Genomic DNA, 24,383 nt, shown 5'->3' on the forward strand with positions numbered 1-24,383 from the left:
TCACTCCCCCCGCGCGGCGCCGATCAGCGCGATGATCTCGGCGCGGGCGGCCGGGTCGGCGAGGGAGCCGCGGGCGGCGACCGTCACGGTCGAGCTCGCGGTCTGGCGCGGCCCGCGCATCCGCACGCAGCCGTGCTCGGCGTCGACCACGACGAGCACTCCCTCGGGAGCGAGGCCCTGCTCGAGCGCGTCGGCGATCTGCTCGGTCATCCGCTCCTGGATCTGCGGTCGCGACGCGACCGTCTCGACCACACGCGGCAGCCGGCCGAGGCCGACGACCCGCTCGCGCGGCCGGTAGGCGATGTGCGCGACGCCGAGGAACGGCAGGAGGTGGTGCTCGCAGACGGAGCGGAAGGCGAGGCCGCGCACGATCACCGTCTGGTCGAGCGGCGACTCCTGGCCGCCCTCCACCACCGCGAACGTCTCGGTCAGCTGGGCCGCGGCGTCGTCGTCGAAACCGCCGAAGAACTCCTCGTACGCCTCGGCGAACCGCCGCGGCGTGTCGAGGAGTCCCTCGCGGCCCGGGTCGTCCCCGATGGCCGCGAGGATCTCGGCGACGGCCGCCTCGATGCGCGCCTTGTCGACGGGCACGCGCGCGCTACGCCGTCGCGGGGCGCGGGTTGATCAGCGGCGGGCGCTTCGGCGCGACCTCGTCGGCACCGGCGGAGGAGACTCCCCCGTCGGTCGCACCCGAGTCGATCGGCGCCTTGGCGACAGGGACCGCGATGGGCGGCAGGTCGGACAGGGGGCGCTTGTCGCTCGAGAGCCACTGCGGGCGCTCGTCGATGCGGCGGACGTCCTTGAAGATCTCGGCCAGCTGGTCGTGGTCGAGCGTCTCCTTCTCGAGCAGCTCCATCGCGAGGCGGTCGAGGATGTCGCGGTTGTCGTTGATGACCTGCCACGCCTCGTCGTGCGCCTGCTCGATGAGCTGGCGCGTCTCGGCATCGACCGTCTCGGCGATCTGCTCGGAGTAGTCGCGCTGGTGGCCCATGTCGCGGCCGAGGAACATCTCGCCCGACGACTGGCCGAGCTTGACCGCTCCGACGTTCGCGGACATGCCGTAGTCGGTGACCATCTTGCGCGCGATGGAGGTCGCCTTCTCGATGTCGTTCGACGCTCCGGTCGTGGGGTCGTGGAAGACGATCTCCTCCGCGACGCGGCCGCCCATCGCGTACGTGAGCTGGTCGAGGAGCTCGTTGCGGGTCGTGGAGTACTTGTCCTCCAGCGGGAGCACCATCGTGTAGCCGAGGGCGCGACCGCGCGGAAGGATCGTGACCTTGGTCACGGGGTCGGTGTGGCGCATCGCCGCCGCCGCCAGAGCGTGTCCGCCCTCGTGGTAGGCGGTGATCAGCTTCTCCTTGTCGCGCATGACCCGCGTGCGGCGCTGCGGCCCCGCGATGACGCGGTCGATGGCCTCGTCGAGCGCGCGGTTGTCGATCAGCTGCGCGTTGGAGCGGGCGGTGAGCAGCGCGGCCTCGTTGAGGACGTTGGCCAGGTCGGCGCCGGTGAAGCCGGGGGTCTTCCGGGCGACGACCTCGAGGTCGACTCCGCCGGCGAGCGGCTTGCCGCGGCCGTGGACCTCGAGGATCCGCTTGCGGCCGAGCAGGTCGGGGGCGTCGACGCCGATCTGGCGGTCGAAGCGGCCCGGACGCAGCAGCGCGGGGTCGAGGATGTCGGGGCGGTTCGTCGCCGCGATCAGGATGACGTTCGTCTTGACGTCGAAGCCGTCCATCTCGACCAGCAGCTGGTTGAGGGTCTGCTCGCGCTCGTCGTGACCGCCGCCCATGCCGGCGCCGCGGTGGCGGCCGACGGCGTCGATCTCATCGACGAAGATGATGGCCGGCGAGTTCTCCTTCGCCTGCTGGAACAGGTCGCGGACACGGCTCGCGCCGACGCCGACGAACATCTCGACGAAGTCCGATCCGGAGATGGAGTAGAAGGGGACGCCCGCCTCGCCCGCGACCGCGCGCGCCAGCAGGGTCTTGCCGGTGCCGGGAGGGCCGTAGAGCAGGACGCCCTTCGGGATGCGGGCGCCGACGGCCTGGAACTTCGCGGGCTCCTTGAGGAACTCCTTGATCTCGTGCAGCTCCTCGATCGCCTCGTCGGCGCCGGCGACATCGCCGAACGTGACCTTGGGCGACTCCTTCGAGACGAGCTTCGCCTTCGACTTGCCGAACTGCATGACGCGGTTGCCGCCGCCCTGCATGCCCGAGAGCATCAGCCAGAAGAACGCGCCGATCAGCAGGATGGGGAGCAGGAAGCCGAGAGCCGAGAGGAACCAGTTGGTCTGCGGGACCTCGTCGTTGTAGCCGGTGCTGCCGAGATCGGCCGCGGACACCGCGTCGACGACCTCCGCGCCGCGAGGGGCCACGTAGTAGAACTGCACCTGCGTGCCGTTGTCTCCGTCGGCCTGCTTGAGCGTGAGATCGACGCGCTGCTCGCCGTCCACGATCTTCGCCGAATCGACCTTGCCGTCCTTCAGGAGGTCGAGACCCTCCTGCGTCGTGACCGGCCGGAAGCCGGACATGGTGATCAGCGAGGAGCCGATCCACACCGCGACGATCGCCAGGACGACGTAGAGGATGGGACCCCGGAAGATGCGCTTCACGTTCATGCTTGTTGCGGGTGCGACACCCGGCGCCTTTCTGACGAGGAGATTGTGCCTGCCAGGCTACCTCCCGCACTCTGAGCGCCGCCCACGCGTTCGCCGTGGGCCGAACCGCCGCGGGCTGTGTGGTCTGGCGGGGATGCGGCGGGCCGCATCCCCGCGCGCGGTCGGCTTCGCGAGATGGTGCGTTTCGCAGAGCGGGGTGCGTCGGACTGCCGGGAAACGCTGGCACGCGTTTCCCGGTCCGCGTCCTCTGCCTTGCGGGTGGAGGTCGCGGGGATCGGCGCTTCGGCGGTGGGGACGCGCCGTGAGAGCGCAGGAGTTGTCGCACTCGAGCTCGACAGCGACGACTACTGCGGTCTCGGGAGGGCGAGGGTGTCCGAGCGGGGCGCGCCGCGAGAGCGCAGGAGTTGTCGCACTCGAGCTCGACAGCGACGACTACTGCGGTCTCGGGAGGGCGAAGGTGTCCGAGCGGGACGCGCCGCGAGAGCGCAGGAGTTGTCGCACTCGAGCTCGACAGCGACGACTACGGCGGTCTCGAGAAGGAGGCGAAGGTGTCCGAGCGGGGCGCGCCGCGAGAACGCAGGAGTTGTCGCACTCGAGCTCGACAGCGACGACTACTGCGGTCTAGGAGGGGGCGAAGGTGTCCGAGCGGGGCCGCCGCGAGAAGGGGCAGCAGGCGCGGACGGACCGGGACCGCCCGGCCGGGTCAGGCCGACTCGAGGAGGGGCTCCGGGTCGCGGAGGGCGGGCACGAGGCCACGGCGGCGGCGGGCGGCGGCCAGCACGGTCACGGCGAGCGCCCCGACCAGCCAGAGCACGAGCACCAGGACCGCGTGCGCGACTCCGATGCTGCCGCCGGCGATCAGCGAGCGGAACGCCTCCACCGTCCAGGTCAGCGGCAGCACCCCGTGGATGGCCTGGAAGAAGGCGGGCGCGGTCTCGACCGGGTAGGTGCCTCCGGCCGAGGACAGCTGCAGCACGATCATCAGCAGCGCCAGGAACCGGCCCGGAGCGTCCAGCAGCGCGATCAGCGCCTGGTTGATCGCCACGAAGGTGAGGCTCGTGAGCACGGCGATCCCGATCAGCCCGAGCAGGTTCGACGCCTCGACGCCCACTCCGAAGCGGATGACGAGCGCGGCCAGGACGCCCTGGGCGACCGCCATCAGCGCGCCGGGCAGGTAGCTGCGCAGTGCGATGACCCAGGCGGGACGGCGCGCGGCGAGGAGGCGGGAGCTGAGCGGGGCGCTCATCAGGTAGAAGGCCAGCGCGCCGACCCAGAGCGCGAGGGCCATGAAGTAGGGGGCGAGGCCGTAGCCGTAGGACGGCACGCGGTTCATCCGCTCGGCGTCGATCCCGACCGGGGCGGCCGCGACGGTGCTGAGCTCCTGCGCCTGCTCGCCGGTGTAGGTGGGCACGTCGTCCGCGCCGTCCGAGAGCTTCGTGTCGAGGGTGCGCGATCCGGAGGCGAGGGAGTCGATCCCGTCGGCGAGGTCCTGCGAACCGGTGGCCGCGTCGGCCGAGCCGGTCGCGGCGGTCTCGGCGCCGTCCGCGAGGTCCGAGGCGCCCGTCGCGAGGGCGGCCGTCCCGGAGGCGAGGTCGGAGGCGCCGGCGGCCGCAGAGGCGATGCCGCTGGTGAGCGGGCCGACCGCGCCGGAGAGGGTGTCCACTCCGCCGGCGACCTGCGCGGCTCCGCCGTCGAGGGTCGCAGCTCCCTGGGCGAGGGCCTGCGCACCGGTCTGCAGCTTCTGGGCGCCGTCTGCGGCGGAGGTCGCCCCGGTGGACAGAGCGGCGGTGCCGGTCGCGAGGTCGGCGGCTCCGCCCGAGACCGTGGCGGCACCGGCGGCGAGCGCCGTCAGTCCGCTGCCGTCGTCGCCGACGAGCGCGGTCGCACCGGAGGCGAGCGTCTGCGCGCCCGCGTCCGCCGAGGCGGCTCCGCCCGCGAGAGCGGCCGCACCCTGCTCGAGGGCGGTCAGTTCGGCCACGCGCTGGGCGTCGGACAGCGAGTCGTACCGCGAGAGCAGGGAGGCGAGGCCGGAGTCGACGCCGGTCGCCCCGGTGGCGAGTTGCGGAGTGGCGGTCGCGAGCGCTCCCGCGCCGGTCGCGAGCTGCTGGGCTCCTGCGAGGGCCTTCCCCGCTCCGTCGGAGAGGGAGGCGGACCCGGTGGCCAGCGCCTCGGCGCCGGACGCCGCCGAGGCCGCGCCGTCCTTCAGGGTCGACGTCCCCGCGGCGAGGTCGGTGGCGCCCGAGGCGAGCGACGCCGCTCCGCCGTCGAGCTGCTGGGCGCCGTCGGCGACCGTGCGGGCTCCCGTGTCGAGCGCCGCCGCCTGGTCGGGCAGCTGCCCGGTCCCGCTCGCGATCCGCTGGAGTCCCGACGAGAGGTCGGACGCTCCGGAGGCCGCGCTCCCCGCGCCCGAGCGGAGGGAGTCGGCGCCGGTCGCCAGCTGCGCGGTGCCGTCCTGCAGCTGCGCGAGCCCGACGACCAGCTCGGAGGAGCCGGACGCGGCGGTCCCGGCGCCGTCCGCCAGCTGAGCGGCGCCGTCGGCCGCCTGCTCGAGGCTCGAGTGCACGTCGGTGAAGCCGAGGTAGACGTTCTCGAGGTAGGTCGCGCCGACCTTCTCCTCCAGCGTCTTCGTCACGGTGGTGCCGATGGTGGAGGCGATGTTGCCGACGATCAGGTTGGCCGCGTCGTTCGTCTCGATCGACAGCTTCGCCTGCACGGCCGCGGCGGGGTCGTCGCCGCCGACCGAGGCGACGTCGGCCGAGAAGCCGGCCGGCACCGTCAGGACGGCGAGGACGTCGCCGGAGGCGAGCTCGCGGGACGCCTCGTCGGCACCGGTCGCCGTCCAGGCGAAGTCCGAGCCGGACGTGTCGGTGGTGAGCTGCTCGGTCAGATCGTCGCCGAGGGCGAGCGCGGAGCCGTCCGAGGCGGTCGCGCCGGTGTCCTCGTTGACGATCGCGGCGGGCACCGTGTCGAGGTGGTGCGTGGGATCGAGGTTGGCCGAGGTCAGCAGTCCCGCGTAGATCAGCGGGATGAGCGCGATCGCGGCGAAGACGACGACGAGGCGCGGGTTCACGGCGCGCAGGGCGCGGCGGAGCGGGGAGGTGGTCATGGTCCTTCTACTTCGTGGAGTGCAGGGCGGCGAGCCGCGGCGAGGCGACTCCGGTGACGAGGAGCTCGGCGATGTCGGCGGAGGCCGAGGCCGCGGGACGGCGGGCGTCGCCGTCGAGGAGCCAGCCGACGACAAGCCAGGTGGTGCCGGCGGCGAGGAGGACGGCGAAGCGCTCGACGCGTGCGTGGTCGCCGCCGCCCGATCCGCGCTCGGCGAGGGGCGAGAAGGCGAGGAGCCGCTGCGCGAGGAACGCGACGACCGACTCCTGCACGGCGCGGGCCGTGCCTCCGCTCAGCACGCGGCGGTAGAAGTCGGCGTGCACGAGCAGGCCCTCGAGGAGCCCGCGGACGATGCGGGGGACCGCGCCCTCCCAGTCGGCGGGGGCGGTGCCGGGAGCGACGTCGCCGAACAGCGCGTGCATCCGCTCCACCGCGGCGGCCTCGATCAGTGACGGCACATCCCCGAAGTGCTGGTAGAACGTGGGGCGGCTGACGCCCGCGGCGCCGCAGAGCTCCGTGATGGAGGGCTGGTCGTCGCCCGGGCGGTCGAGGGCACTCGTGATCGCGGTGAGCAGGAGCTCGCGCGAGCGGGTGAGCCGCGGATCGGTCACGGGGTCCTTCTTCCCGGCGCGAGGAGCGCCTTCTTTACGTCCGTCAGATAACTTACAACCGTAAAGAAGAGCGCGCAAGCATCAGGAGGAGGGCGGCTCCGGGAGCAGCGTCGCGATGGCGGACGTGTCGACGATCACCGAGTCGTGCGGAGTCAGTCCCGGGCTCCGCGGCGTCGGCACCGGCAGGCGCACGAGGAGGGCGCCCGGATCCACGCCGAAGCGCCCGGAGCGGGTGCGGCCGACCGGATCCCCGTCCAGCTCGGCGAGCACCGGCTGGTCGAGCTCGAACGAGAACTCGCGGCCGGGCCACTGCCGGAGGGAGGCGAGCCCGTTGCGGTTGCCGGTCGCGACATCCAGCGCGAGGCCGAAGCGCCGACGCAGCAGCACCAGCTCCAGGTCTCCGTCGTCGAGCACCGCGCCCGCGGCCAGCTCGATGTTCGCCACCACCGAGCTGCAGTTGCAGGCCAGCACCATGAAGCAGCGCTGCGGAGGCTCCTCCGCGCCGTCGATCGTGAGGGTCACCTCGAATCCGGCCTTGAACATCGCCGGCGCCCCCGCCGCGAAGTAGGCGCCCCAGCCCACCCGCTTCTTCAGCTCCTCGTCCGTCTTGTCCATGATCTCGGCGTCCAGGCCCACCCCGCCCATCACCATGAACACCCGCTCCTCGCCGTCGTCGAACGCGGCCGTGCCCACGTCGATGGCGCGGTCCTGCCCGAGCAGGGCGATCTCCACCGCCTCGGGCAGCGAGCCGAGCGGGATCCCGAGGTTCCGCGCGAGGAGGTTGCCGGTGCCGCTGGGCAGCAGGCCGTAGGGGACGCCGGTCCCGCGCAGCACCGTGGCGACGGCGCGGACGGTGCCGTCGCCTCCCATCGAGCAGACCAGGTCCGGGCCCGCCTCGAGCGCGGCGCGGGCCGCGGCGGCACCGGAGTCGCCCGGGCTGGTCTCGAACCAGAGCGGCTCGTTCCAGCCGTGGCGGCGCGCGATCGTCGCGACCAGGTCCTCCGCGGCGCCGACGTCGTCGAACTTGCTCGGGTTGATCACGACGGCGACGGTGCGCTTCTCGGGTGCCTTCACCCCGTCAGTCTGACGGCACCGGCGACCGGTCCAGTCGCGCTGACGCCTCCAGGGCGAGCACGGCGCCGATCTCGGCCGAGAGCGTGGCGGGCAGCGACGGAGGCGCGTCCCAGCGGGGCCCGGCCAGCAGCACGCCGCGGCGGACGCTCGAGCTCTGCAGCGCGGCGACGCTGCCGGCGACGAAGCCGCGGAGGCGGGCGGCCACCGCGGGCGCGACTCCGCTCGTCGTGGCGAGGTCGACGAGGTGCCGGTAGGCGATGCCGCCGAACAGGGCGCCGTCCCCCGAGCCCTGGTCGACGAAGACGCCGTCGGGGGCGAGCCGGTCCAGCAGGTCCTCGGCCGTGCGGGAGGCGTGGGCGACCAGACGAGGGTCGGGCCGCAGGCGGTGCAGGGCGAGCGCCGCGCCGATGTAGACGGCGTGGTTGTAGCTGAAGGCCCAGTCGTCGCGCGCGGAGCCGCCCTCGCGGCCGATGCCGTCGGCGACGAAGCCGGTGTCGTCGTCGCGGAGGCGCACGTGCATCCAGTCGAGGGCGGCGCGCGAGAGCTCCTCCCGGCCGTCGGGCCGCAGCCGCTCCAGGCGCGCGCCGAGGATCGCGAACGGGCCGTTCGCGGGCGCGTTCTTGTAGTCCAGCTGCCGGCGGCGCCAGGCGAGGCTCGCCCCGTGGCGGAGGTTCCAGCCCTTCGCGACGGCGAAGCGCCACAGGCGGTCGGCCCGGTCGAGGAAGCGCGGGTCGCCCGAGGCCTCCCCGAGGCGGGCGAGCGCGCCGCCGAGCCACATCATGTCGTCGAAGTAGCCGTTGACCAGGCGCCCGCCGTTGCGGAGGCGGATCGCGCGATGGATCCGCCGGGCCCGCTCCAGGTGCGCCTCGTCGCCCGTGCGCTCGAAGGCGTCGACGGCCGCGTCGATCGCGTGCGCGAGCCACCAGTAGTTGAACTCGAAGTCGGCCCGCAGAGAGGTCGGGTAGCTCATGTGGTAGCCCAGCAACGGCACCGCGAAGAGCCGCTCGAGGCTCTCCTGCGCGGTGTCCGCGGCGCTACTCGTAGACGTGCGGGGCGAGGACGGCGACATCGCGCAGGTTGCGGTAGCGCTCGGCGTAGTCGAGCCCGTAGCCGATCACGAACTCGTTCGGGATGTCGAAGCCGACATAGGCCACGTCGACCTCGACCTTGGCGGCCGCGGGCTTGCGGAACAGCGCGCAGATCTCGACGGACTCGGCGCCGCGGCTGCGGAGGTTGCCCTGCAGCCACGAGAGCGTGAGGCCGGAGTCGATGATGTCCTCGACGATCAGCACCTTGCGGTTCGTGATGTCGGAGTCGAGGTCCTTCAGGATCCGCACCACGCCGGACGACTTGGTGCCGCTCCCGTAGGACGAGACGGCCATCCAGTCCATGACGATGTCGAGCTTGAGCTCGCGGGCCAGATCGGCCATCACCATCACGGCGCCGCGAAGCACCCCGACGATGAGCAGGTTCTCGCCCGCGTAGTCGCGCTCGATGGCGCGGGCCAGGGCGCGGATCCGCTCGTGGATCTCGGCCTCGGTGTAGAGGACCTCGGTGATGTCGTCGGCGATGTCGGCTGCTTCCACCCGGCCACTCTACGGGTGACCGGCCCCCGTCTCCCCTCCGCGAATGTCCGCTCCGGTACACCCCCGTCGGCGAGTCGCGTGCCGGAGCGGCATCTCGCGGGGAGGGGTCGGGCGTCTCGCGGGGACCGGCGTCGCGGGGACGGGGTCAGGGTGCCGCGGGTGCGAAGACGAGGGTGGCGCCACGGCGGGTGGCGAGGACGCCGGGGAGGTCGACGCCCTTCTGGCCGTGCCAGTCGGTGACCAGCGCGGCGACCGCCAGCGTCTGCGAGCGCGAGAGCGCGACTCCGAACTCGTTCGCCACGACCAGGCGGATGATCCGCTGCCGCAGCGCCGGCGGGTCCGCGGCGAGCCCGCGCGCGTCGACCGTGACGTGCCCCGCCTCGTCCTGGCCCACCAGCTCGAGCGCCCAGTCGAGGGCGAGCGCGTCGAGCGCGTCCCCGTCCTCCCGCAGCTGCTCGGCCGTGCGCGCCAGAGCCTGTGCCACTCCCGGCCCGAGCTCGTCCTCCAGCACGGGCAGCACGCGGTTCCGCACCCGGACCCGCGAGTAGCGGGGGTCGTCGTTGTGCGGGTCGTCCCACGGCACGAGCCCCTGGTCGGCGCAGGCGAGGCGGGTCGTCTCGCGGCGCAGGCCGAGAATCGGCCGCCGCAGCGGTCCGCTGACCGGCGCCATCCCGTGCAGCGAGGCCGCACCGGCTCCGCGGGCGAGCCCCAGCAGCACCGTCTCGGCCTGGTCGTCGAGGGTGTGGCCCAGGAGGATCGCGGCGGCGCCCGTCGCGGTCAGCGCGTCGTCGAAGGCGCGGTAGCGCGCGCTGCGGGCGGCCGCCTCCGGACCGCCCTCGGCGGACACCGTCACCACCTCGCGCAGCACCGGCGCGAGCCCCAGCGCGTGCGCCTGCTCCGCGGCCCGCCGCGCGACCTCCGCCGACGCCTCCTGCAGCCCGTGGTCGACGATCACCGCGCCGGCCCGCCTCCCGCCCCGCGGGGCCTCGAAGGCGACCGCCGCCGCGAGCGCGAGCGAGTCCGCTCCCCCGCTCAGCGCGACCAGCACGAGCGCTCCGGGGTCGAGCCCGTCGAGGCTCTCGCGCACCGCCCGCCGCAGATCGGCGACGGCGGGGGTCAGGCGGGGGCGATCGGGCACATCAAGTAACGTAATGCCAGCGATCCGCCCCTCCCGCGCGCGCACCCGCGCGAGCGTTCCGGAGGCCGATCCGTCCGCCGATGCGCCGCTCACGGCGCCACCGACTCAAGGAGAGAGCATGGCCGCATACGACGTCGTCGTCGAGATCCCCAAGGGGAGCCGCAACAAGTACGAGGTCGACCACGAGACCGGTCGCGTCTACCTCGACCGCGTGCTCTTCACCTCCTTCGTCTACCCGACGGACTACGGGTACTTCGAGAACACCCTCGGCCTCGACGGCGACCCCGTCGACGCGCTGGTGCTGCTCGAGTACCCCGTCTTCCCGGGCGTGGGCGTCTCCGTCCGCCCGGTCGGCGTGCTCAACATGAGCGACGAGGCCGGCTCCGACGCGAAGGTGATCGTGGTCCCCGCGAAGGACCCGCGCTGGCAGCACATCCAGGACATCGGCGACGTCCCGGAGCAGACGAAGAACGAGATCAAGCACTTCTTCGAGCGCTACAAGGACCTCGAGCCCGGCAAGTGGGTCAAGGTCGACGCCTGGGGCGACGCCGCCGAGGCGGAGCAGATCGTCCAGGACGGCATCAAGAAGCTGGCCGAAGAGGGTCACTGACCCCTCGCACCGACGAAGGAACCCCCTCCCGTCGTCTCGACAGGAGGGGGTTCTCTCGTTGCGCGGTGCGGCCGCGGCTCAGGCGGCCGGGCGGCCGACCATGCCGGCGGGCGTGCCCCAGGTGTTCCAGATGCGCACGGGCTTGCCGTAGTCGGCGGCCTCGATGATCTGGTTGTTCCCGAGGTAGATGGCCACGTGGTAGTAGTCCCCGCCGCCGCCCCAGAAGATCAGGTCGCCGCGCTGGCGCTGGCTGTAGGGGACGAGCTTGCCGGCGCCGGCCATGGTGTTGTACTGGTTCGTCGCCGAGTGGGTGCCGATGTAGATGCCCGAGGACGCGTACGAGGCCTTGGTGAGACCCGAGCAGTCCCACTGGTCCGGGCCCATGCCGCCGAGGACGTACTCCTCGCCGAGCTGAGCCATCGCGTACGAGATCGCGTTCTCGACGGCGCCGCTGGTCGGCACCAGGACCGGAGCGGTCACCGGCTGCGGGAGCGGCTGAGCCGCCGGCTGGGCGACCGGCTGAGCAGCGGGCTGGGCCGGAGCAGGAGCGGGCTGCTGCTGCGCGGGCTGCGGAGCGGCGGGCTGCGGAGCGGCGGGCTGCGGGAGGGACGCGGTCTGACGCGACGGGGCGGCGGTGTCGGCCTGCGCCGAGGACTGCTGCTGGGCGGAGCGGGCGGTGGACTGCGCCTGAGCGGCGGCCTCCGCCTCGGCCTGCGCCTGAGCGGCGGCCTCGTCGGCCTGGCGCTTCTGCTCGCCCGCGAGGTACTGGGTCTCGGCCTCGACCGAGGAGTCCTTCAGCAGCGCGAGCTGGGCGACCAGCTCCTGCGACTTCTCCTCCTGCGCCGAGAGCGACGCGCGGGCCGACTCGGCGGCGGCGTCGGCGTCCTTGCGGGCGGCGTCCGCCTCGTCCGAGAGCGCCTGGTGCTCGGTGACGGCGCGGTCGGCCTGGTCGCCGAGCGACTCCGCGTTCTGCTTGTCGGCGAGGGCGTCGGCGTAGACCTTCTGCGACTGCTCCGAGAGCTGCGACATCGCGCCGAGCTGGTAGAGCAGGTCGCCCGCGTCCTTGCCCTTGGCCACGAGGCTGGCGGAGAGGTCACCGCCGGCGGCGCGAGAGAGGTGCGCGGCCAGCAGGCCGGCGCGCATCTTCGAGGTCTGGGCCTTGGCGGAGGCGGTGGTCGCCTTCTCCTCGAGGTCGGCGACGGCCTTCGCAGCGGCGTCGAGCGCCTCCTTGGCCTGGCGCCAGGCCTCGGCCTTCTTCATCGCGGCGATCGACTTCTCGTCGACCGCGGTCTGCAGGCTCGCGATGAGGCCGGTGATCGAGTCGATCTCGGCCTGCTTGCTCGCCTCGTCCTTCTTCGCGTTCTGCACGTCGTCCCACGAGGGGTACTTCGCGTCGTCGGCGAGGGCCGGGGTGATGCCGAGGGACGCGGTGACCGCCGTGACCGCGAAGGCGGCGGAGATGACGAGCGGGAGGCGGCCCTTCCAGGCGCGCTCCCGGGGTGCCGGGGTGAAGGTGCGTGCGGTCGTCTGTGCGTCAGCCAAGGGTGACTCCTCGTTGGGCCATGAAAGGTTGGGCGTCGACGGCGGAGCCGTTGACGCGGGTCTCGAAGTGCAGGTGGCAGCCGGTGGAGGCGCCGGTCGAGCCGACGGCGGCGATCTGCTCGCCCGCCTGGACCTGCTGGCCGACGCGGACGTAGATCCCGCCGGACATGATGTGGGCGTAGCCGGTGCTGATGCCGCTGCCGTGGTCGATCAGCACCCAGTTGCCGTAGGTGCCGTTGGGGCCCGCGTAGGAGACGGTGCCGCTGTGCGCCGCGAAGATCGGGATGCCGCAGCCGCCCGCGAGGTCGGTGCCGCGGTGGTACGAGCCGGAGGACCCTCCGCCGGTCGAGATGCTGTCGCGCGGGCCGAAGGTGCCGGTGATGCGGCCTCCGGCAGGGCGGACCCAGCCGGAGTCGCTGACGGCGCTGGAGCCGCCGCCGCCCGAGGGGGCGACGTACCCGCCACCGCCACCGCTGCCGCCGCTGGATGCGGCTGCGGCCCGAGCGGCCTCGCGGCGCGCGGCCTCGGCCTGGGCGGCGGCCTGACGGGCGGCCTCCTCCTCGGCGAGCTTCCGGAGGCGCTCGGCCTCGCGGGCGGCGACGCCGGCCTCGTACTCGGCCACGGTCTTCGACTCGGTGTCGCGGAGCGCGGCGAGCTGCTGCTCGAGCACGACGCTCTGCTCCTGCTGCTCGGCGAGCGCGGCCTCGGACGCCTCCTGAGCGGCGGTCGCCTCGGCCAGCTTCTGCTCGGCGGCGACGCGGAGGCGCTCGCGCTCCGTCTGCGCGACCTCGGCCTGGTCGGCGAGGGACGACGCGGTGTTCCGGGCGGTGCTGGCCTGCTCGTAGATCGCGGAGGAGCGCTCGACCAGCTTGGTCATGCTCCCGATCTTCGACAGCAGCTGGTCGGCCTGGCCGGCCTTCTGGTCGAGGAAGATGTTGACGGACAGGTCGGTGCCGGTGCTGCGGTAGAGCTGCGCGGCGAGCAGGCCCGCCTGCTGCGAGGCCTTGTCGGCCTCCTCGGCGCTGGCGGCGGCCCGGTCCTCGAGCTTCTTCGACTGGTCCGAGGCCTCGTCGAACGCCTGCTGAGCGGCGAAGTGCTCGTCGCCGCGCTGCTGCGCGAGCTGCTGAGCGGAGGCGACCTCGCTCTGGAGGTCGCCGATCAGGGACGTGATCCGGTCGACCTGAGCGGCCGCGGCGGCGGTGTCGCCCTTCGCCGCCTCGACGTCGGCCCACGACGGGTACTCGACCGCCTGGGCGGGAGTGGCGACGAGCAGGCCGGCGACGAGCGCGACGACGGCGGAGGCCAGGGCAGCACCTCGGAGTCGCCCGAGTCGCGGCGCGCCGGGGAGGCGAGCGGAACGCGGACGGCGCAGGGAGTGGGGCATGGGACCTCGGGGATAGGGGGCCCTCCCTCCGCGGCGGTGCGGCTCCGGCGCGCGGGTGGGGGGAAGAGCGATTCCGCCCCACCCTAACCGCGGCCCTGCCCGATCTCCTAGACCCGGGTCAACCCCGGACGGGGTGCACGCCGCCTGCGGAACCGTCGATTTTGCATCCTGCGCCGCGGCCCCCTATGCTTGCGTGTCGGTAGTCATGGGGGGTCGGCCGCAGGGTCGCCCCGCGAGTCTCCGGCCCCATCGTTTAGTGGCCTAGGACACCGCCCTTTCACGGCGGCAGCACGGGTTCGAATCCCGTTGGGGTCACGGATGGGTCGGTACTACCAGCACCACCAGAAGTACCAGCACCACCGGAAAGTGCATCGGCTCGAGAGGGTCGGGGCGTGAAAATAGAACAGCCTCGAAGGCAGTATGCTTGTCTTCGCAACGAGGCCCTGTAGCGCAGTTGGTTAGCGTGCCGCCCTGTCACGGCGGAGGTCGCGGGTTCAAGTCCCGTCAGGGTCGCAAAGAGGCCCTTCCGAGAGGAAGGGCCTTTTTCAGGAGATCACCTCTCCAGCGACATCACGTCGCAACGGCTCTGTAGCTCAGTTGGTAGAGCGCACGACTGAAAATCGTGAGGTCACGGGATCGACGCCCGTCGGAGCCACTGGAACCCTCGCCTAGCTTCTACATGGCGGGGGTTTCTTCGTACCCGGAGGTCCCCGCCGCCGCGATCCGCTACGTGCGCCCGTCCTGCCGATCCGGACCGCGCCGAGCAGTGACGGCAGCCCGGATCCCGTCCAGGCGGTCTGCGTAGGCTGGCCCGGCCATGCAACCCGACGCCTTCCCGCCGCCCGATCCCGCGACGCTCGCGCCCGACTCCGCTGCGGCGCCCTCGTGGCCGGCCGAGCCTCTCCCCTCGGTCCAGGCGCCCTACTCCTCCCTCCTCTACCTGCCCGATCCTCGGGTCCGCTGGGGCCTGCCGACCGCCGTGCTCACGATCGTCGGGATCGTCCTGCCGCTGGCCGTGCTCATCCTGCTGTTCGGGTTCGGCGTGCTCCCCTACTCCGCCGGACTCGCCTTCGCGGGGGCGCTCGCGAGCTACCTCGTCGCGCTGATCGTCCCGTTCGCGGCGTCTCGGCTGCGCGGGCTGGGCACGATGGCGGCCGACTTCGGGCTGCGGTTCCGCTGGATCGACGTGCCCATCGGGATCGGGCTCGGCATCGCGGTGCGCGTCGTGATCCTGTTCGTGCTCGCCGCGTTCGCTCCGCTCCTCCAGGACGCGCAGGGGAACCTCGACATCGACCCCGACCCGCTGTGGTTCGTGCTGAGCTCGGTCCTCATCCCCGTCGTCGTCGCGCCGCTGGTCGAGGAGGTCCTCTGCCGCGGCGTCGTGATGCGCGCGGTGCGGAACCGGATGCTCCGGGGCTCCGCGGAGTCGGCGCCGCCCACCCGCGGCCGCCGGGTCTGGGCGATGGTGTTCAGCATCCTGGCGTCCACGGCGGTCTTCGCCCTGCTGCACGGGCACCAGATGGTGAACCCGGCGACGATCGTGACGCTCGGCGTGACGACGGTCACCGCGGGACTCGCGCACGGCTGGATCGCGACGATCACCGGGCGGCTCGGAGCGGCGATCGTCTCGCACGCGACGCTGAACGGCTCCGCGGTGCTGCTGCTGGCGCTGCTGCCGCTGCTGACTCCGTAAGGGGGGATCTCGAGACGCCCGCTGCGCGGGCTGCTCGATCGGCAGGAGTCGGAGCGGCCCGATCGGCGGCGTGGGGCGGCCCGTCAGACGTCGTAGGTGCGCGCCCCGGGCAGCGGGCCGCGGACCTGGCGGTGGAGGCGCTCCATGTCGGCGTCGAGGGTGGCAGCGGTGCGGGCCGCGTCGGCGAGGCCGTCGAGGAGCTCCTGCGGGACCTGGCGGTCGTACTTGTAGTAGATCTTGTGCTCCAGGCTCGCCCAGAAGTCCATCGCGATGGTCCGGAACTGCACCTCGACGCAGACGTCGACCGATCCGCCGGAGAGGAACACCGGCACTTCGACGATCGCGTGCAGGCTCTTGTAGCCGTTCTCCTTCGGCTCGGCGATGTAGTCCTTCACCTCGAGCACCGTCACGTCGGACTGCGAGGTGAGCAGGTCGAAGACGCGGTAGACGTCCGAGACGAAGCTGCAGGTGATCCGCACGCCGGCGATGTCGGTGATCGCGTCGGCGATGCCCTCGAAGGTCGTCTCGCAGCCCTTGCGCTCGATCTTCTCGATCAGGCTGTCGGCCGACTTGAGCCGGCTCGTGACGTGCTCGATCGGGTTGTACTCCTGCAACTCGCGGAACTCCTCCTGCAGGATCGACGCCTTCGTGACGATCTCGTCCATCCCGAACTTGTACTGGAGCATGAAGCGCGCGAAGTCGTCGCGCAGTGCGCGGATCTCGGCGACGGTGGTGGCGTCGAGCGCCTCGGCGACGGCGTCCGTCAGCGGAGGGACGGCGTGCGCGGGTTCGGGGATGCGGGATTCCACAGTCGGACACCCTACGCGCGGAGTCGTTCGAGACCGGTGGGAGGCACCCGGCCTAGCCTGGGAGCGTGATCACCGAGCCCCGCCCGCTGCGCTTCTGCGCGTTCGTCATGAACACCGCCTCCCACATCCAGCACGGCCTCTGGCGCCACCCCGACGCCCGGCAGCACGAGTTCGACGACGTGCAGCTCTGGATCGACCTCGCCCGGACGCTGGAGCGCGGCCGCTTCGACGCGATGTTCTTCGCCGACGTGGCGGGGCTCTACGGTCCGGCGGACGGCGACTGGGACGTCAACGCCCGCGAGGGGCTGCAGCTGCCCAGCAACGACCCGTCCGTGCTGCTCTCGGCCCTGGCGGTGAGCACCGAGCACCTCGGCTTCGCGTTCACGAGCTCGGTGCTGCAGTCGCATCCGTTCGACTTCGCCCGGAAGGTCTCGACCCTCGACCACCTCTCGAAGGGGCGGATCGCCTGGAACATCGTCACCAGCGCCCTCGACGGCGCGGCCCGCAACTTCGGCTACGACCGGCTCGAGGAGCACGACGAGCGCTACGCCTGGGCGCAGGAGTACCTCGACGTGGTCTACAAGCTGTGGGAGGGCTCGTGGGACGACGGCGCGCTCCTGCGCGACAAGAGCGGCTCCTTCGCCGACCCGGCGCGCATCCACCGCATCGACCACGTCGGGAAGCGCTACCGCGTGCAGGGGCCGCACCTCTCGGCTCCGTCGCCCCAGCGCACGCCCGTGCTCTTCCAGGCCGGCTCCTCCCCCGCGGGCCGGCGCTTCGCCGCGCGGAACGCGGAGGCGCAGTTCGTGTTCTCGGGGTCGCCGGAGAAGACCCGCGAGCTGATCGAGGACACGCGGGCCCTCGCCGCGGCGGCCGGTCGCGGAGCGGGTGCGCCCTCCTTCTACCTGGGCCTCTCCTTCATCACCGGCGACACGGAGGAGGAGGCGCGCCGCACCGAGCGCGAGATCGACGAGTACCTCTCCTCGGACGCCTTTCTCGTGCACTCGAACCTCGGCTTCGACCCGGCGACGGGCGAGAAGCTCGACCCCGACCTGCCGCTCTCGGCGATCGAGACCTACGCCGGCCAGAGCCACCTGCAGTGGATCCGGGACGCCTCCCCCGACCGCGAGCCGACCGTCCGCGACCTGGCCCGGCTCTCGGCGAAGCTGCGCGGACGGGTCGTCGGCACTCCCGAGCAGATCGCCGACCACCTGGCGGGCTGGCGCGACGCGGGGATCGACGGGATCAACGTCGTCAACTGGATCCTGCCCGGCAGCTACGAGGAGTTCGTCGATCGGGTGATGCCGGTGCTCCAGGAGCGGGGCCTCGCGCAGACCGAGTACGCCGAGGGGACGCTGCGACGCAAGCTGTTCGGGACGGACGAGCTGCCGGCGACGCACCCGGCGCGGGCGTACCGCGGGGCGTTCGCGGGCTGAGCCGTCGCGGGCCGGGCTCTGCGCGTCCACTGCCCCTGCACGGGCCGCTCGCCTCGCCCTGCGCACTCCGTCGGGCGGGGGACGCGAGGGCGGGCGCGGCTCCGTAGCGTCGAGGGATGATCCAGACCTGGGGAGTCCTGACCGCGCTGTACGGAGTCGTCGTGACGGCGGTCGCGGTGCTCGCGATCGTGCTGCTGGTGCTGCTGTGCCGCCTGGTGCTCGCCGCGCGCGAGAACCTGCAGGCCTCGACGCGGCTGCGCGAGCTGCAGATCGAGCGGATGCTTCTCGAGGACGAGTAGCGGACGCGCGTCGCCGGCCGCGACCAGGTCTCCTCAGCGAGGAGCACTCGCGGCCGACGACGCGCGGTCCGGTCAGGGCAGAGCGGGTCGCGCCTCAGGGCGGGGCGCCCGCGGGATGAGCAGGCCGAGGGCGACGGCGACCAGCGCTCCGATCGCGCCGATCACGAACGTGGTCTCGAAGCCCTGCGAGCTCGGCAGCTGCACGTCGCCGACGGACACGGTCAGCTGCGCGAGCACGCCCGCGGTCACGGCGGAGGAGAGCGTCGTGCCGAGGGTGCGCATCAGCGAGTTCAGCCCGTTCGCGGCGGCGGTCTCGGAGGCGGGGACGGCGTGCATGATGAGCGTCGGCATCGCGGCGTAGGCGAGGCCCAGGCCGACACCGATGAGGGCGTTGATCACCAGGATCTGCCACACCTCGCCGCCGAACGGGAGGATCAGCAGGTACGAGACCGCGATCAGCCCGGAGCCGGCGATCAGCACGAGCCGCGGCCCGGACTGCGCCGAGAGGCGGGCGGCGAGAGGGGACGTCGCCATCATCGCCAGGCCCGAGGGCGCGAGCACGAGGCTCGCCACGATCAGGCTCAGGCCGAAGCCGACGCCCGACGCGGCGGGCAGCTCGAGGCGCTGCGGCAGGGTGATCTGGGCGCCGAAGAACGCGAAGCCGACCGCCACCGAGGCGAGGTTGGTGAAGAGGACGGCGGGGCGGGCTGCCACCCGGAGGTCGACGAGCGGGCTCTCCTGCCGCAGCTCGTACCAGCCCCAGAGGAGCAGGACGGCGATGCCGCCGAGGCCGGAGCCGAGGATCGCGGGGCTCGTCCAGCCGGAGTCGTTGCCGCGCGAGACGGCGATCAGCACGCCGCTCAGTCCGAGGGCGAGGCCGATCGTGCCGACCACGTCGAAGGTGCCGGGCGAGCGCAGCGTCGACACCGGCACGACCAGGAGGACGAGGACGATGTCGAGGACACCGAGGCCAGCGGACATCCAGAACAGGACGTGCCAGTCGGTGTTCTGCGCGATGAGGGCGCTGAGCGGCAGGCCGAGCGCGCCGCCGATGCCGAGGGTCGCGCTGACCAGGGCGATCGCGCCGGGGAGCCGGTCGCGGTGGAGTGTGTCGCGGAGGATCGAGATGCCGAGCGGGATGACGCCCATCACTGCGCCCTGGAGAGCCCGGCCCACGACCAGCGTCCACACGTCACCCGCGAAGGCGCAGACGATCGAGCCGATCACGAGCACGACCAGCGCGGCCACGGCCATCCGCCGCTTGCCGTAGAGGTCGCCGAGGCGGCCGGAGACCGGGGTGAGGATGCAGGCGCTGAGCAGCGTCGCGGTGATCACCCACGCGGTCTCGGTGCGGTCGGCGCCGAGCAGCGTCGGCAGCTCGGACTGGATCGGCACGACCAGCGTCTGCATGAAGGAGGCGCTCATCCCCGCGAAGGCGAGGACGGCGGTGATGAGGCGCGGGTCCGGCGAGCGGGTCAGGGAGCGTCTGTCGGAGTCGGGCACGGCTGTCCTTCGTGTCGGCGGCGGACGCGCACCCGGACCGCGGCGGCGGGCGGGCCGTCGTCGGCGGGATCGTATCGCTCGGCTCTGCTTTCGACCGGCTCGGGGCTCAACAGCGCGGGCCGCCGCTTTGTTCCCTCCTCCTCCTTCCCGCGCGCGTCGGGCAGGACGAGGATGGGCGGATGATCGACATCGAGAGCTGGATCACCGGCTACGAGAAGGCCTGGGCCACGGACGACGCGGCCGACGTGGCCGCACTGTTCACCGAGGACGCCGAGTACTTCACGGCGCCGCACCGCGACGCGATCACTCCGCGCGACGCGATCGTCGAGTGGTGGCTGGCGGAGGAGGAGCCCGCCGACCCGACGTTCGCGTGGGGCCTGGTCGCGCTGACGGAGGAGACCGCCGTGGTGGAGGCGCGCACCGTCTACCCGGGCGACCGCACCTACCTGAACCTCTGGGTCATCCGCTTCGCCCCCGACGGGCGGGCGCGCTCATTCACCGAGTGGTACATGGAGGAGCCGGCCGACTCCGTGTCCTGACCCGCGGGGGTCCGCAGGCAGCGGCGAGGAGCCCTCAGCGGCGTCCGGTCAGAGCTGCGCGGCCGCGAAGGTGTCGCAGCGGGTGGCGTCGCCCTCGAAGCCGGCCTGGAACCAGCGCTGGCGCTGCTCGGCCGAGCCGTGCGTCCACCCCTCCGGATCGACGGTGCCGGTGGCCTGCTCCTGGATGCGGTCGTCGCCGACGGCGGCCGCGGCGCCGAGCGCGTCCTGGTACTCCTGCGCCGTCACCGGCTTGAGGTAGGGCGTGCCGGTCTCGTCGGGCACCGTCGAGGCGTCGCCCACCCAGGCTCCGGCGAAGCAGTCGGCCTGCAGCTCGAGGCGCACCGAGTCCGACTCGGGGCCGGTGCCGGAGCGGTCCGCCGACTCCATCGCGCCGGTCAGGTTCTGGATGTGGTGGCCCCACTCGTGGGCGAGGATGTACATCTGCGCGAGCGATCCGCCCGAGGTGTCGAACCGGGTGCGCAGCTCGTCGAAGAAGTCGGTGTCGAGGTAGATCGTCCGGTCCGGCGGGCAGTAGAACGGGCCGACCGCGGCGGTCGCGCTCCCGCAGCCGGTGGTGGTGCTGTCCTCGAACAGGTCGACGCCGGTCGGGGTCGTGTAGGCGACTCCGAGGGTCGGCGTCTGCTCGCCCCAGTAGCGGTCGAGCGACTCGGCCGCACCCTCGAGGCGGCAGTCGACCTGCGTGTTCGCGTCGGCGCCGCTGTCGCAGGCCACCGCGGTGGAGGTGACGCCCTCCGGCGAGGACCCGCCTCCGCCGAACACCTCGCCGAGGCCCGAGAGGTTCACGCCGAGCAGCTGCGAGAGCAGCGCGAGCACGACCACGCCCACCGCGCCCCCGCCGACGGCGATGCCGGTGGTGCGGCCGCGACGGCGGACCTTGCCGCCGCTGAGCTGGGAGTCGTCGTTGAAGGTCATGCCGACGAAGCTAGCGCTCCGCGGACGGGCTCCGCTCGGGCTTGCGGTCAGCCCCAGCGCGACTCGCTGGCCGAACGGATGATCTCGAGCAGCGCCTCGCGCAGGGGGCCGTGCTCGAGCGAGCCCGGGAACATGTCGACCTCGAGGCGGTGCGCCCGGCGCCAGGCCTCGCTGCCCACGTCGGTGAGCGCGACGAGCTGCCGGCGGCGGTCCGACGGATCCGTGGTGCGCGAGACGTGGCCCTCGCGCTCGAGGCGCTCGATGGTGCGCGACATGGTCTGCACCTCGACGTGGGCCGCGGCGGCCAGCTCCTTCTGCGCGACGGGACCCGCCTGCAGGAGGTGCAGCACGATCAGGCCGGCGTGGGTGAGGCCGATCTCGGCGAGGGCGCCGTGCCAGGCGTGCTCGACCATCCGGGAGGCGGTGGAGAGCAGCCGGCCGGTGGGCCAGTCCTCCATCCCGGAGGCGTCGTCCGCGCGCATCTGATCAGGGTAGACCCGCTCCCGGGACACGACGGCACCGGGCGCGGGACGCTCAGGCACGGGCGCCCGGGCATCCCGGCCGCGAGGCGCGGACCGCCCCGCCGTCAGGACGCGAAGCGGTCCGTCGCCTCGATCAGCGCGTCGAGGATCCCCGGCTCGTCGAAGGCGTGGCCCGCGTCGGCGATCATCCGGAAGTCGGCCTCGGGCCAGGCCCGGTGCAGGTCCCAGGCCGTGAAGGCCGGGGTGCACATGTCGTAGCGGCCCTGCACGATGACGGCCGGGATGTCGCGGAGGACGCCGGCGTCGCGGATCAGCTGCCCCTCCTCCAACCAGCCCCTGTGCACGAAGAAGTGGTTCTCGATGCGGGCGAAGGCGAGCGCGAAGACGGGATCGGACCAGTCCGCGATCAGCTCCGGCTTCTGCACGAGGGTGATGGTCGACGCCTCCCAGGTGGTCCAGGCGACACCGGCGGGGCCGTGCACGGCGGGGTCCGCGTCGTGGAGCAGGCGGTAGTACGCCTCGATGAGGCTGCCCCGCTCGCCGGCCGGGACGACGGAGGTGTAGCCCTCCCAGAGGTCCGGGTAGACCGCGGCGGCGCCGCCCTCGTAGAACCACTCGAGCTCGGCGCGGCGGAGGGTGAAGATCCCGCGGAGGACGATCTCGCTGACCCGCTCGGGGTGGGTCTCGGCGTAGGCGAGGGCGAGGGTCGAGCCCCAGGAGCCGCCGAGCACGAGCCAGCGCTCGACGCCGAGGTGCTCGCGGAGGCGCTCGATGTCGGCGACGAGGTACCAGGTGGTGTTGGTCGAGAGGTCGGCCTCCGGCTCGCCGGCGTGCGGGGTCGAGCGGCCGCACATGCGCTGGTCGAACAGCACGATGCGGTACTTCTCGGGGTCGAACAGCCGCCGGTGGGCGGGCGAGGTGCCGGCCCCGGGGCCGCCGTGCAGGAACACGACGGGCTTGCCCTCGGGGTTGCCCGAGACCTCCCAGTAGAGCGAGTGGCCGTCGCCGACGTCGAGCATGCCGGAGTCGTGGGGCTCGATCTCGGGGTACAGAGTGCGCATGGCCCGCACCCTACCGACTGTCAGGGTCGCGGTCCGCGAGGCGGGCGGCCCGGCCCCGGAGTGGGCGGGAGCGCCCGCGTCCACCCGGCGCACCCGCCTCCCGCGGTCGTTACTGTGGATCGGACCTGCACGCCCCCGTCGAAGGAGCCCCCATGCCCACCACTGTGCGCGGCGTCATCGCCCGGTCGAAGGGCGCTCCCGTGGAGCTCGTCGACATCGTCGTCCCCGACCCGGGCCCGGGCGAGGCCGTGGTCGACATCGAGACCTGCGGTGTCTGCCACACCGACTTCCACTACCGCGAGGGCGGGATCAGCGACGACTTCCCCTTCCTCCTCGGTCACGAGGCGGCCGGACGGGTCAGCGCGATCGGAGAGGGAGTCACCCATGTCGCGGTCGGCGACTTCGTGGTCCTCAACTGGCGCGCGGTCTGCGGCGAGTGCCGGGCCTGCACCCGGGCCGAGCCCTGGTACTGCTTCGACACCTTCAACGCGACGCAGCGGATGACCCTGGAGGACGGCACCGAGCTCAGCCCCGCCCTCGGGATCGGCGCCTTCGCCGAGAAGACCCTCGTGCACGCGAAGCAGTGCACGAAGGTCGATCCGGAGGCGGACCCCGCCGCGGTGGGCCTGCTCGGCTGCGGGATCATGGCCGGCCTCGGCGCGGCGATGAACACCGGGAACGTGACGCGCGGCGACTCCGTCGCGGTCATCGGCTGCGGAGGAGTCGGCACGGCCGCCGTGGTCGGCGCCGCTCTCGCGGGCGCCGGCACGGTCATCGCGATCGACCGGGACCCCAAGAAGCTGGTCGCGGCCGAGAAGCTCGGCGCCACGCACGTCATCGACTCCAGCGGCCTCGACGAGGCGGGCGTCGTCGCGGCGGTGCAGGCTCTGACGAACGGCTTCGGAGCGGACGTCGTCATCGACGCCGTGGGCCGCCCCGAGACCTGGCGCCAGGCGTTCTACGCCCGCGACCTCGCCGGGACCGTGGTGCTGGTCGGGGTGCCGACTCCCGAGATGACGCTCGAGATCCCCCTGCTCGACGTCTTCGGCCGCGGCGGCTCGCTGAAGTCGAGCTGGTACGGCGACTGCCTGCCGGAGAGGGACTTCCCGATGCTGACCGGCCTCTACCTCCAGGGCCGACTTCCCCTGGACGAGTTCGTGAGCGAGCGGATCGGGATCGAGGACATCGAGGAGGCCTTCGCCACGATGGCCGGCGGCGACGTGCTCCGCTCGGTGGTGGTGCTCTGATGGGCGCGCGGATCGAGCAGCTCGTCACGAGCGGCACCTTCAGCCTCGACGGCGGCACCTGGGACGTCGACAACAACGTCTGGATCGTCGGCGACGACTCCGAGTGCGTCGTCATCGACGCGGCCCACGACGCGGACGCGATCCTCGCGGCCGTCGGCGAGCGCCGGCTCCTCGCCGTACTGCTGACCCACGGGCACGACGACCACCTCGACGCGGTCGAGGGAGTCCGCGCTGCGACCGGCGCTCCGGTGCTGCTCCACGAGGCCGACCGGATGCTGTGGGACGCCGTGCACCCCGGCACGGCCCCGAGCGGCGGTCTGGTCGACGGGCGGATCGTGCCCGTCGCCGGCGTCGAGCTCGAGGTGCGGCACACCCCGGGCCACACCCCCGGCGCCGTCTGCTTCGTCGCCGAGGCGCTCGGCACGGTGTTCACCGGCGACACCCTCTTCCAGGGCGGGCCGGGGGCCACCGGCCGCTCGTACAGCGACTTCCCGACGATCATCGACTCGATCACGGAGCGCCTGCTGACGCTGCCCGCCGAGACGGTGGTCCGGACCGGCCACGGCGACTCGACGACGATCGGGGCGGAGGCGCCGCACCGCGAGGAGTGGATCGCGCGCGGGCACTGACCGGGCGGGGCCGGCGCAGAGGCTGCCGGCCCTCCCGCTTCGGCGTTCTGCTCGCCCGGATGTCCGACGGGTGTGGGAGTTTCGCAAC

At 72.8% G+C, this 24,383-nt stretch carries 22 protein-coding genes and 3 tRNA genes; 10 read left to right on the top strand and 15 right to left on the bottom strand.

The annotated features are described in order from the left end of the window. The 8 genes from folE to tilS all read right to left on the bottom strand — a co-directional run bounded on the left by folE (position 1) and on the right by tilS (position 10,128). Positions 1–591 carry a GTP cyclohydrolase I FolE gene (gene folE / locus C5C44_RS02775; RefSeq protein WP_104269133.1) on the bottom strand — a complete coding sequence of 197 codons (591 nt, stop codon included), beginning with the start codon at positions 589–591 and terminating at the stop codon, positions 1–3. Between the two features lie 7 nt (positions 592–598). After that, a complete protein-coding gene (gene ftsH / locus C5C44_RS02780; protein WP_104224104.1) occupies positions 599–2,614 on the bottom strand; it encodes an ATP-dependent zinc metalloprotease FtsH in 2,016 nt (671 codons plus the stop codon). 703 nt (positions 2,615–3,317) lie between these two features. Continuing rightward, on the bottom strand, positions 3,318–5,720 hold the full coding sequence (locus C5C44_RS02785) for a YhgE/Pip domain-containing protein (protein ID WP_104335244.1): 2,403 nt from the start codon (positions 5,718–5,720) through the stop codon (positions 3,318–3,320). A gap of 7 nt (positions 5,721–5,727) precedes the next feature. Beyond that, positions 5,728–6,330: a TetR/AcrR family transcriptional regulator gene (locus C5C44_RS02790; RefSeq protein WP_104224106.1), complete on the bottom strand. Its 603-nt coding sequence runs from the start codon at positions 6,328–6,330 to the stop codon at positions 5,728–5,730. Between the two features lie 81 nt (positions 6,331–6,411). Then, a complete protein-coding gene (locus tag C5C44_RS02795; RefSeq protein WP_104234307.1) occupies positions 6,412–7,404 on the bottom strand; it encodes a diacylglycerol kinase family protein in 993 nt (330 codons plus the stop codon). A gap of 4 nt (positions 7,405–7,408) precedes the next feature. Next, positions 7,409–8,473: a glycoside hydrolase family 76 protein gene (locus tag C5C44_RS02800; protein WP_104296198.1), complete on the bottom strand. Its 1,065-nt coding sequence runs from the start codon at positions 8,471–8,473 to the stop codon at positions 7,409–7,411. Then, on the bottom strand, positions 8,439–8,990 hold the full coding sequence (hpt, locus tag C5C44_RS02805; protein ID WP_104238400.1) for a hypoxanthine phosphoribosyltransferase: 552 nt from the start codon (positions 8,988–8,990) through the stop codon (positions 8,439–8,441). Before hpt ends, C5C44_RS02800 begins: the two co-directional genes overlap by 35 nt. A gap of 145 nt (positions 8,991–9,135) precedes the next feature. Next, positions 9,136–10,128 (bottom strand): tRNA lysidine(34) synthetase TilS, encoded by a 993-nt coding sequence (tilS, locus tag C5C44_RS02810; RefSeq protein ID WP_104335245.1) that lies wholly within the window; start codon positions 10,126–10,128, stop codon positions 9,136–9,138. A 118-nt stretch (positions 10,129–10,246) separates the two neighbouring features. On the opposite strand from tilS, the gene ppa reads away from it, so the two are divergent. Next, positions 10,247–10,738: an inorganic diphosphatase gene (gene ppa / locus C5C44_RS02815; protein ID WP_068255683.1), complete on the top strand. Its 492-nt coding sequence runs from the start codon at positions 10,247–10,249 to the stop codon at positions 10,736–10,738. Between the two features lie 78 nt (positions 10,739–10,816). On the opposite strand, the gene C5C44_RS02820 is transcribed toward ppa, so the two are convergent. Then, the gene (locus C5C44_RS02820) at positions 10,817–12,280 is read right to left on the bottom strand and encodes an NlpC/P60 family protein (RefSeq protein WP_104335246.1); all 1,464 of its coding nucleotides are present in this window, start codon (positions 12,278–12,280) and stop codon (positions 10,817–10,819) included. After that, a complete protein-coding gene (locus tag C5C44_RS02825) occupies positions 12,273–13,664 on the bottom strand; it encodes a peptidoglycan DD-metalloendopeptidase family protein (RefSeq protein ID WP_104226018.1) in 1,392 nt (463 codons plus the stop codon). Before C5C44_RS02825 ends, C5C44_RS02820 begins: the two co-directional genes overlap by 8 nt. A 242-nt stretch (positions 13,665–13,906) precedes the next feature. On the opposite strand from C5C44_RS02825, the gene C5C44_RS02830 reads away from it, so the two are divergent. The 4 genes from C5C44_RS02830 to C5C44_RS02845 all read left to right on the top strand — a co-directional run bounded on the left by C5C44_RS02830 (position 13,907) and on the right by C5C44_RS02845 (position 15,357). Next, a tRNA-Glu gene (locus tag C5C44_RS02830) sits at positions 13,907–13,979 on the top strand. A 124-nt stretch (positions 13,980–14,103) separates the two neighbouring features. Next, a tRNA-Asp gene (locus tag C5C44_RS02835) sits at positions 14,104–14,177 on the top strand. Between the two features lie 69 nt (positions 14,178–14,246). After that, positions 14,247–14,319: transfer RNA gene (locus C5C44_RS02840), tRNA-Phe, on the top strand. Between the two features lie 162 nt (positions 14,320–14,481). Beyond that, complete coding sequence (locus tag C5C44_RS02845) at positions 14,482–15,357, top strand: CPBP family intramembrane glutamic endopeptidase (RefSeq protein ID WP_104262338.1); 876 nt, start codon at positions 14,482–14,484, stop codon at positions 15,355–15,357. An 83-nt stretch (positions 15,358–15,440) separates the two neighbouring features. On the opposite strand, the gene C5C44_RS02850 is transcribed toward C5C44_RS02845, so the two are convergent. Continuing rightward, a complete protein-coding gene (locus C5C44_RS02850) occupies positions 15,441–16,043 on the bottom strand; it encodes a GTP pyrophosphokinase family protein (RefSeq protein ID WP_104335329.1) in 603 nt (200 codons plus the stop codon). Positions 16,044–16,273: 230 nt separating this feature from the next. Between C5C44_RS02850 and C5C44_RS02855 the strand changes: the two genes are divergently transcribed. Beyond that, the gene (locus tag C5C44_RS02855; RefSeq protein WP_374953966.1) at positions 16,274–17,602 is read left to right on the top strand and encodes an NtaA/DmoA family FMN-dependent monooxygenase; all 1,329 of its coding nucleotides are present in this window, start codon (positions 16,274–16,276) and stop codon (positions 17,600–17,602) included. A gap of 116 nt (positions 17,603–17,718) precedes the next feature. After that, positions 17,719–17,901 (top strand): hypothetical protein, encoded by a 183-nt coding sequence (locus tag C5C44_RS02860; RefSeq protein ID WP_104224402.1) that lies wholly within the window; start codon positions 17,719–17,721, stop codon positions 17,899–17,901. 72 nt (positions 17,902–17,973) lie between these two features. Here C5C44_RS02860 and C5C44_RS02865 read toward each other — a convergent pair whose 3' ends face one another. After that, complete coding sequence (locus C5C44_RS02865; protein WP_244230520.1) at positions 17,974–19,404, bottom strand: MFS transporter; 1,431 nt, start codon at positions 19,402–19,404, stop codon at positions 17,974–17,976. Between the two features lie 179 nt (positions 19,405–19,583). On the opposite strand from C5C44_RS02865, the gene C5C44_RS02870 reads away from it, so the two are divergent. After that, complete coding sequence (locus C5C44_RS02870; protein WP_104249695.1) at positions 19,584–19,943, top strand: nuclear transport factor 2 family protein; 360 nt, start codon at positions 19,584–19,586, stop codon at positions 19,941–19,943. A 48-nt stretch (positions 19,944–19,991) separates the two neighbouring features. Here the strand turns inward: C5C44_RS02870 and C5C44_RS02875 are convergent, their stop codons facing one another. The 3 genes from C5C44_RS02875 to pip form a co-directional block, all read right to left on the bottom strand. After that, complete coding sequence (locus tag C5C44_RS02875) at positions 19,992–20,876, bottom strand: neutral zinc metallopeptidase (protein ID WP_104335247.1); 885 nt, start codon at positions 20,874–20,876, stop codon at positions 19,992–19,994. 47 nt (positions 20,877–20,923) lie between these two features. Next, the gene (locus tag C5C44_RS02880; RefSeq protein ID WP_104247849.1) at positions 20,924–21,358 is read right to left on the bottom strand and encodes a MarR family winged helix-turn-helix transcriptional regulator; all 435 of its coding nucleotides are present in this window, start codon (positions 21,356–21,358) and stop codon (positions 20,924–20,926) included. Between the two features lie 104 nt (positions 21,359–21,462). Beyond that, the gene (gene pip, locus C5C44_RS02885; RefSeq protein ID WP_104224398.1) at positions 21,463–22,419 is read right to left on the bottom strand and encodes a prolyl aminopeptidase; all 957 of its coding nucleotides are present in this window, start codon (positions 22,417–22,419) and stop codon (positions 21,463–21,465) included. 152 nt (positions 22,420–22,571) lie between these two features. Between pip and C5C44_RS02890 the strand changes: the two genes are divergently transcribed. Both C5C44_RS02890 and C5C44_RS02895 read left to right on the top strand, forming a co-directional pair. Next, on the top strand, positions 22,572–23,666 hold the full coding sequence (locus tag C5C44_RS02890; protein ID WP_104226021.1) for an S-(hydroxymethyl)mycothiol dehydrogenase: 1,095 nt from the start codon (positions 22,572–22,574) through the stop codon (positions 23,664–23,666). Next, positions 23,666–24,295 carry an MBL fold metallo-hydrolase gene (locus C5C44_RS02895; RefSeq protein WP_104226022.1) on the top strand — a complete coding sequence of 210 codons (630 nt, stop codon included), beginning with the start codon at positions 23,666–23,668 and terminating at the stop codon, positions 24,293–24,295. Before C5C44_RS02890 ends, C5C44_RS02895 begins: the two co-directional genes overlap by 1 nt. Positions 24,296–24,383: the final 88 nt, after the last annotated feature.

The organism is Rathayibacter sp. AY1F6 (genome assembly GCF_002932035.1).
Classification (GTDB): domain Bacteria; phylum Actinomycetota; class Actinomycetes; order Actinomycetales; family Microbacteriaceae; genus Rathayibacter.

What these genes read in the sequence shown, in the direction of transcription:
- C5C44_RS02855 (WP_374953966.1), top strand. Translation starts at nt 16,274, where the DNA reads ATGAACACCGCCTCCCACATCCAGCACGGCCTCTGGCGCCACCCCGAC.
- ppa (WP_068255683.1), top strand. Translation starts at nt 10,247, where the DNA reads ATGGCCGCATACGACGTCGTCGTCGAGATCCCCAAGGGGAGCCGCAAC.
- ftsH (WP_104224104.1), bottom strand. Translation starts at nt 2,614, where the DNA reads ATGAACGTGAAGCGCATCTTCCGGGGTCCCATCCTCTACGTCGTCCTG.
- C5C44_RS02895 (WP_104226022.1), top strand. Translation starts at nt 23,666, where the DNA reads ATGGGCGCGCGGATCGAGCAGCTCGTCACGAGCGGCACCTTCAGCCTC.
- pip (WP_104224398.1), bottom strand. Translation starts at nt 22,419, where the DNA reads ATGCGCACTCTGTACCCCGAGATCGAGCCCCACGACTCCGGCATGCTC.
- C5C44_RS02825 (WP_104226018.1), bottom strand. Translation starts at nt 13,664, where the DNA reads ATGCCCCACTCCCTGCGCCGTCCGCGTTCCGCTCGCCTCCCCGGCGCG.
- C5C44_RS02850 (WP_104335329.1), bottom strand. Translation starts at nt 16,043, where the DNA reads ATGCTCCAGTACAAGTTCGGGATGGACGAGATCGTCACGAAGGCGTCG.
- C5C44_RS02845 (WP_104262338.1), top strand. Translation starts at nt 14,482, where the DNA reads ATGCAACCCGACGCCTTCCCGCCGCCCGATCCCGCGACGCTCGCGCCC.
- C5C44_RS02870 (WP_104249695.1), top strand. Translation starts at nt 19,584, where the DNA reads ATGATCGACATCGAGAGCTGGATCACCGGCTACGAGAAGGCCTGGGCC.
- C5C44_RS02800 (WP_104296198.1), bottom strand. Translation starts at nt 8,473, where the DNA reads ATGTCGCCGTCCTCGCCCCGCACGTCTACGAGTAGCGCCGCGGACACC.
- C5C44_RS02860 (WP_104224402.1), top strand. Translation starts at nt 17,719, where the DNA reads ATGATCCAGACCTGGGGAGTCCTGACCGCGCTGTACGGAGTCGTCGTG.
- C5C44_RS02785 (WP_104335244.1), bottom strand. Translation starts at nt 5,720, where the DNA reads ATGACCACCTCCCCGCTCCGCCGCGCCCTGCGCGCCGTGAACCCGCGC.
- C5C44_RS02875 (WP_104335247.1), bottom strand. Translation starts at nt 20,876, where the DNA reads ATGACCTTCAACGACGACTCCCAGCTCAGCGGCGGCAAGGTCCGCCGT.
- C5C44_RS02880 (WP_104247849.1), bottom strand. Translation starts at nt 21,358, where the DNA reads ATGCGCGCGGACGACGCCTCCGGGATGGAGGACTGGCCCACCGGCCGG.
- C5C44_RS02890 (WP_104226021.1), top strand. Translation starts at nt 22,572, where the DNA reads ATGCCCACCACTGTGCGCGGCGTCATCGCCCGGTCGAAGGGCGCTCCC.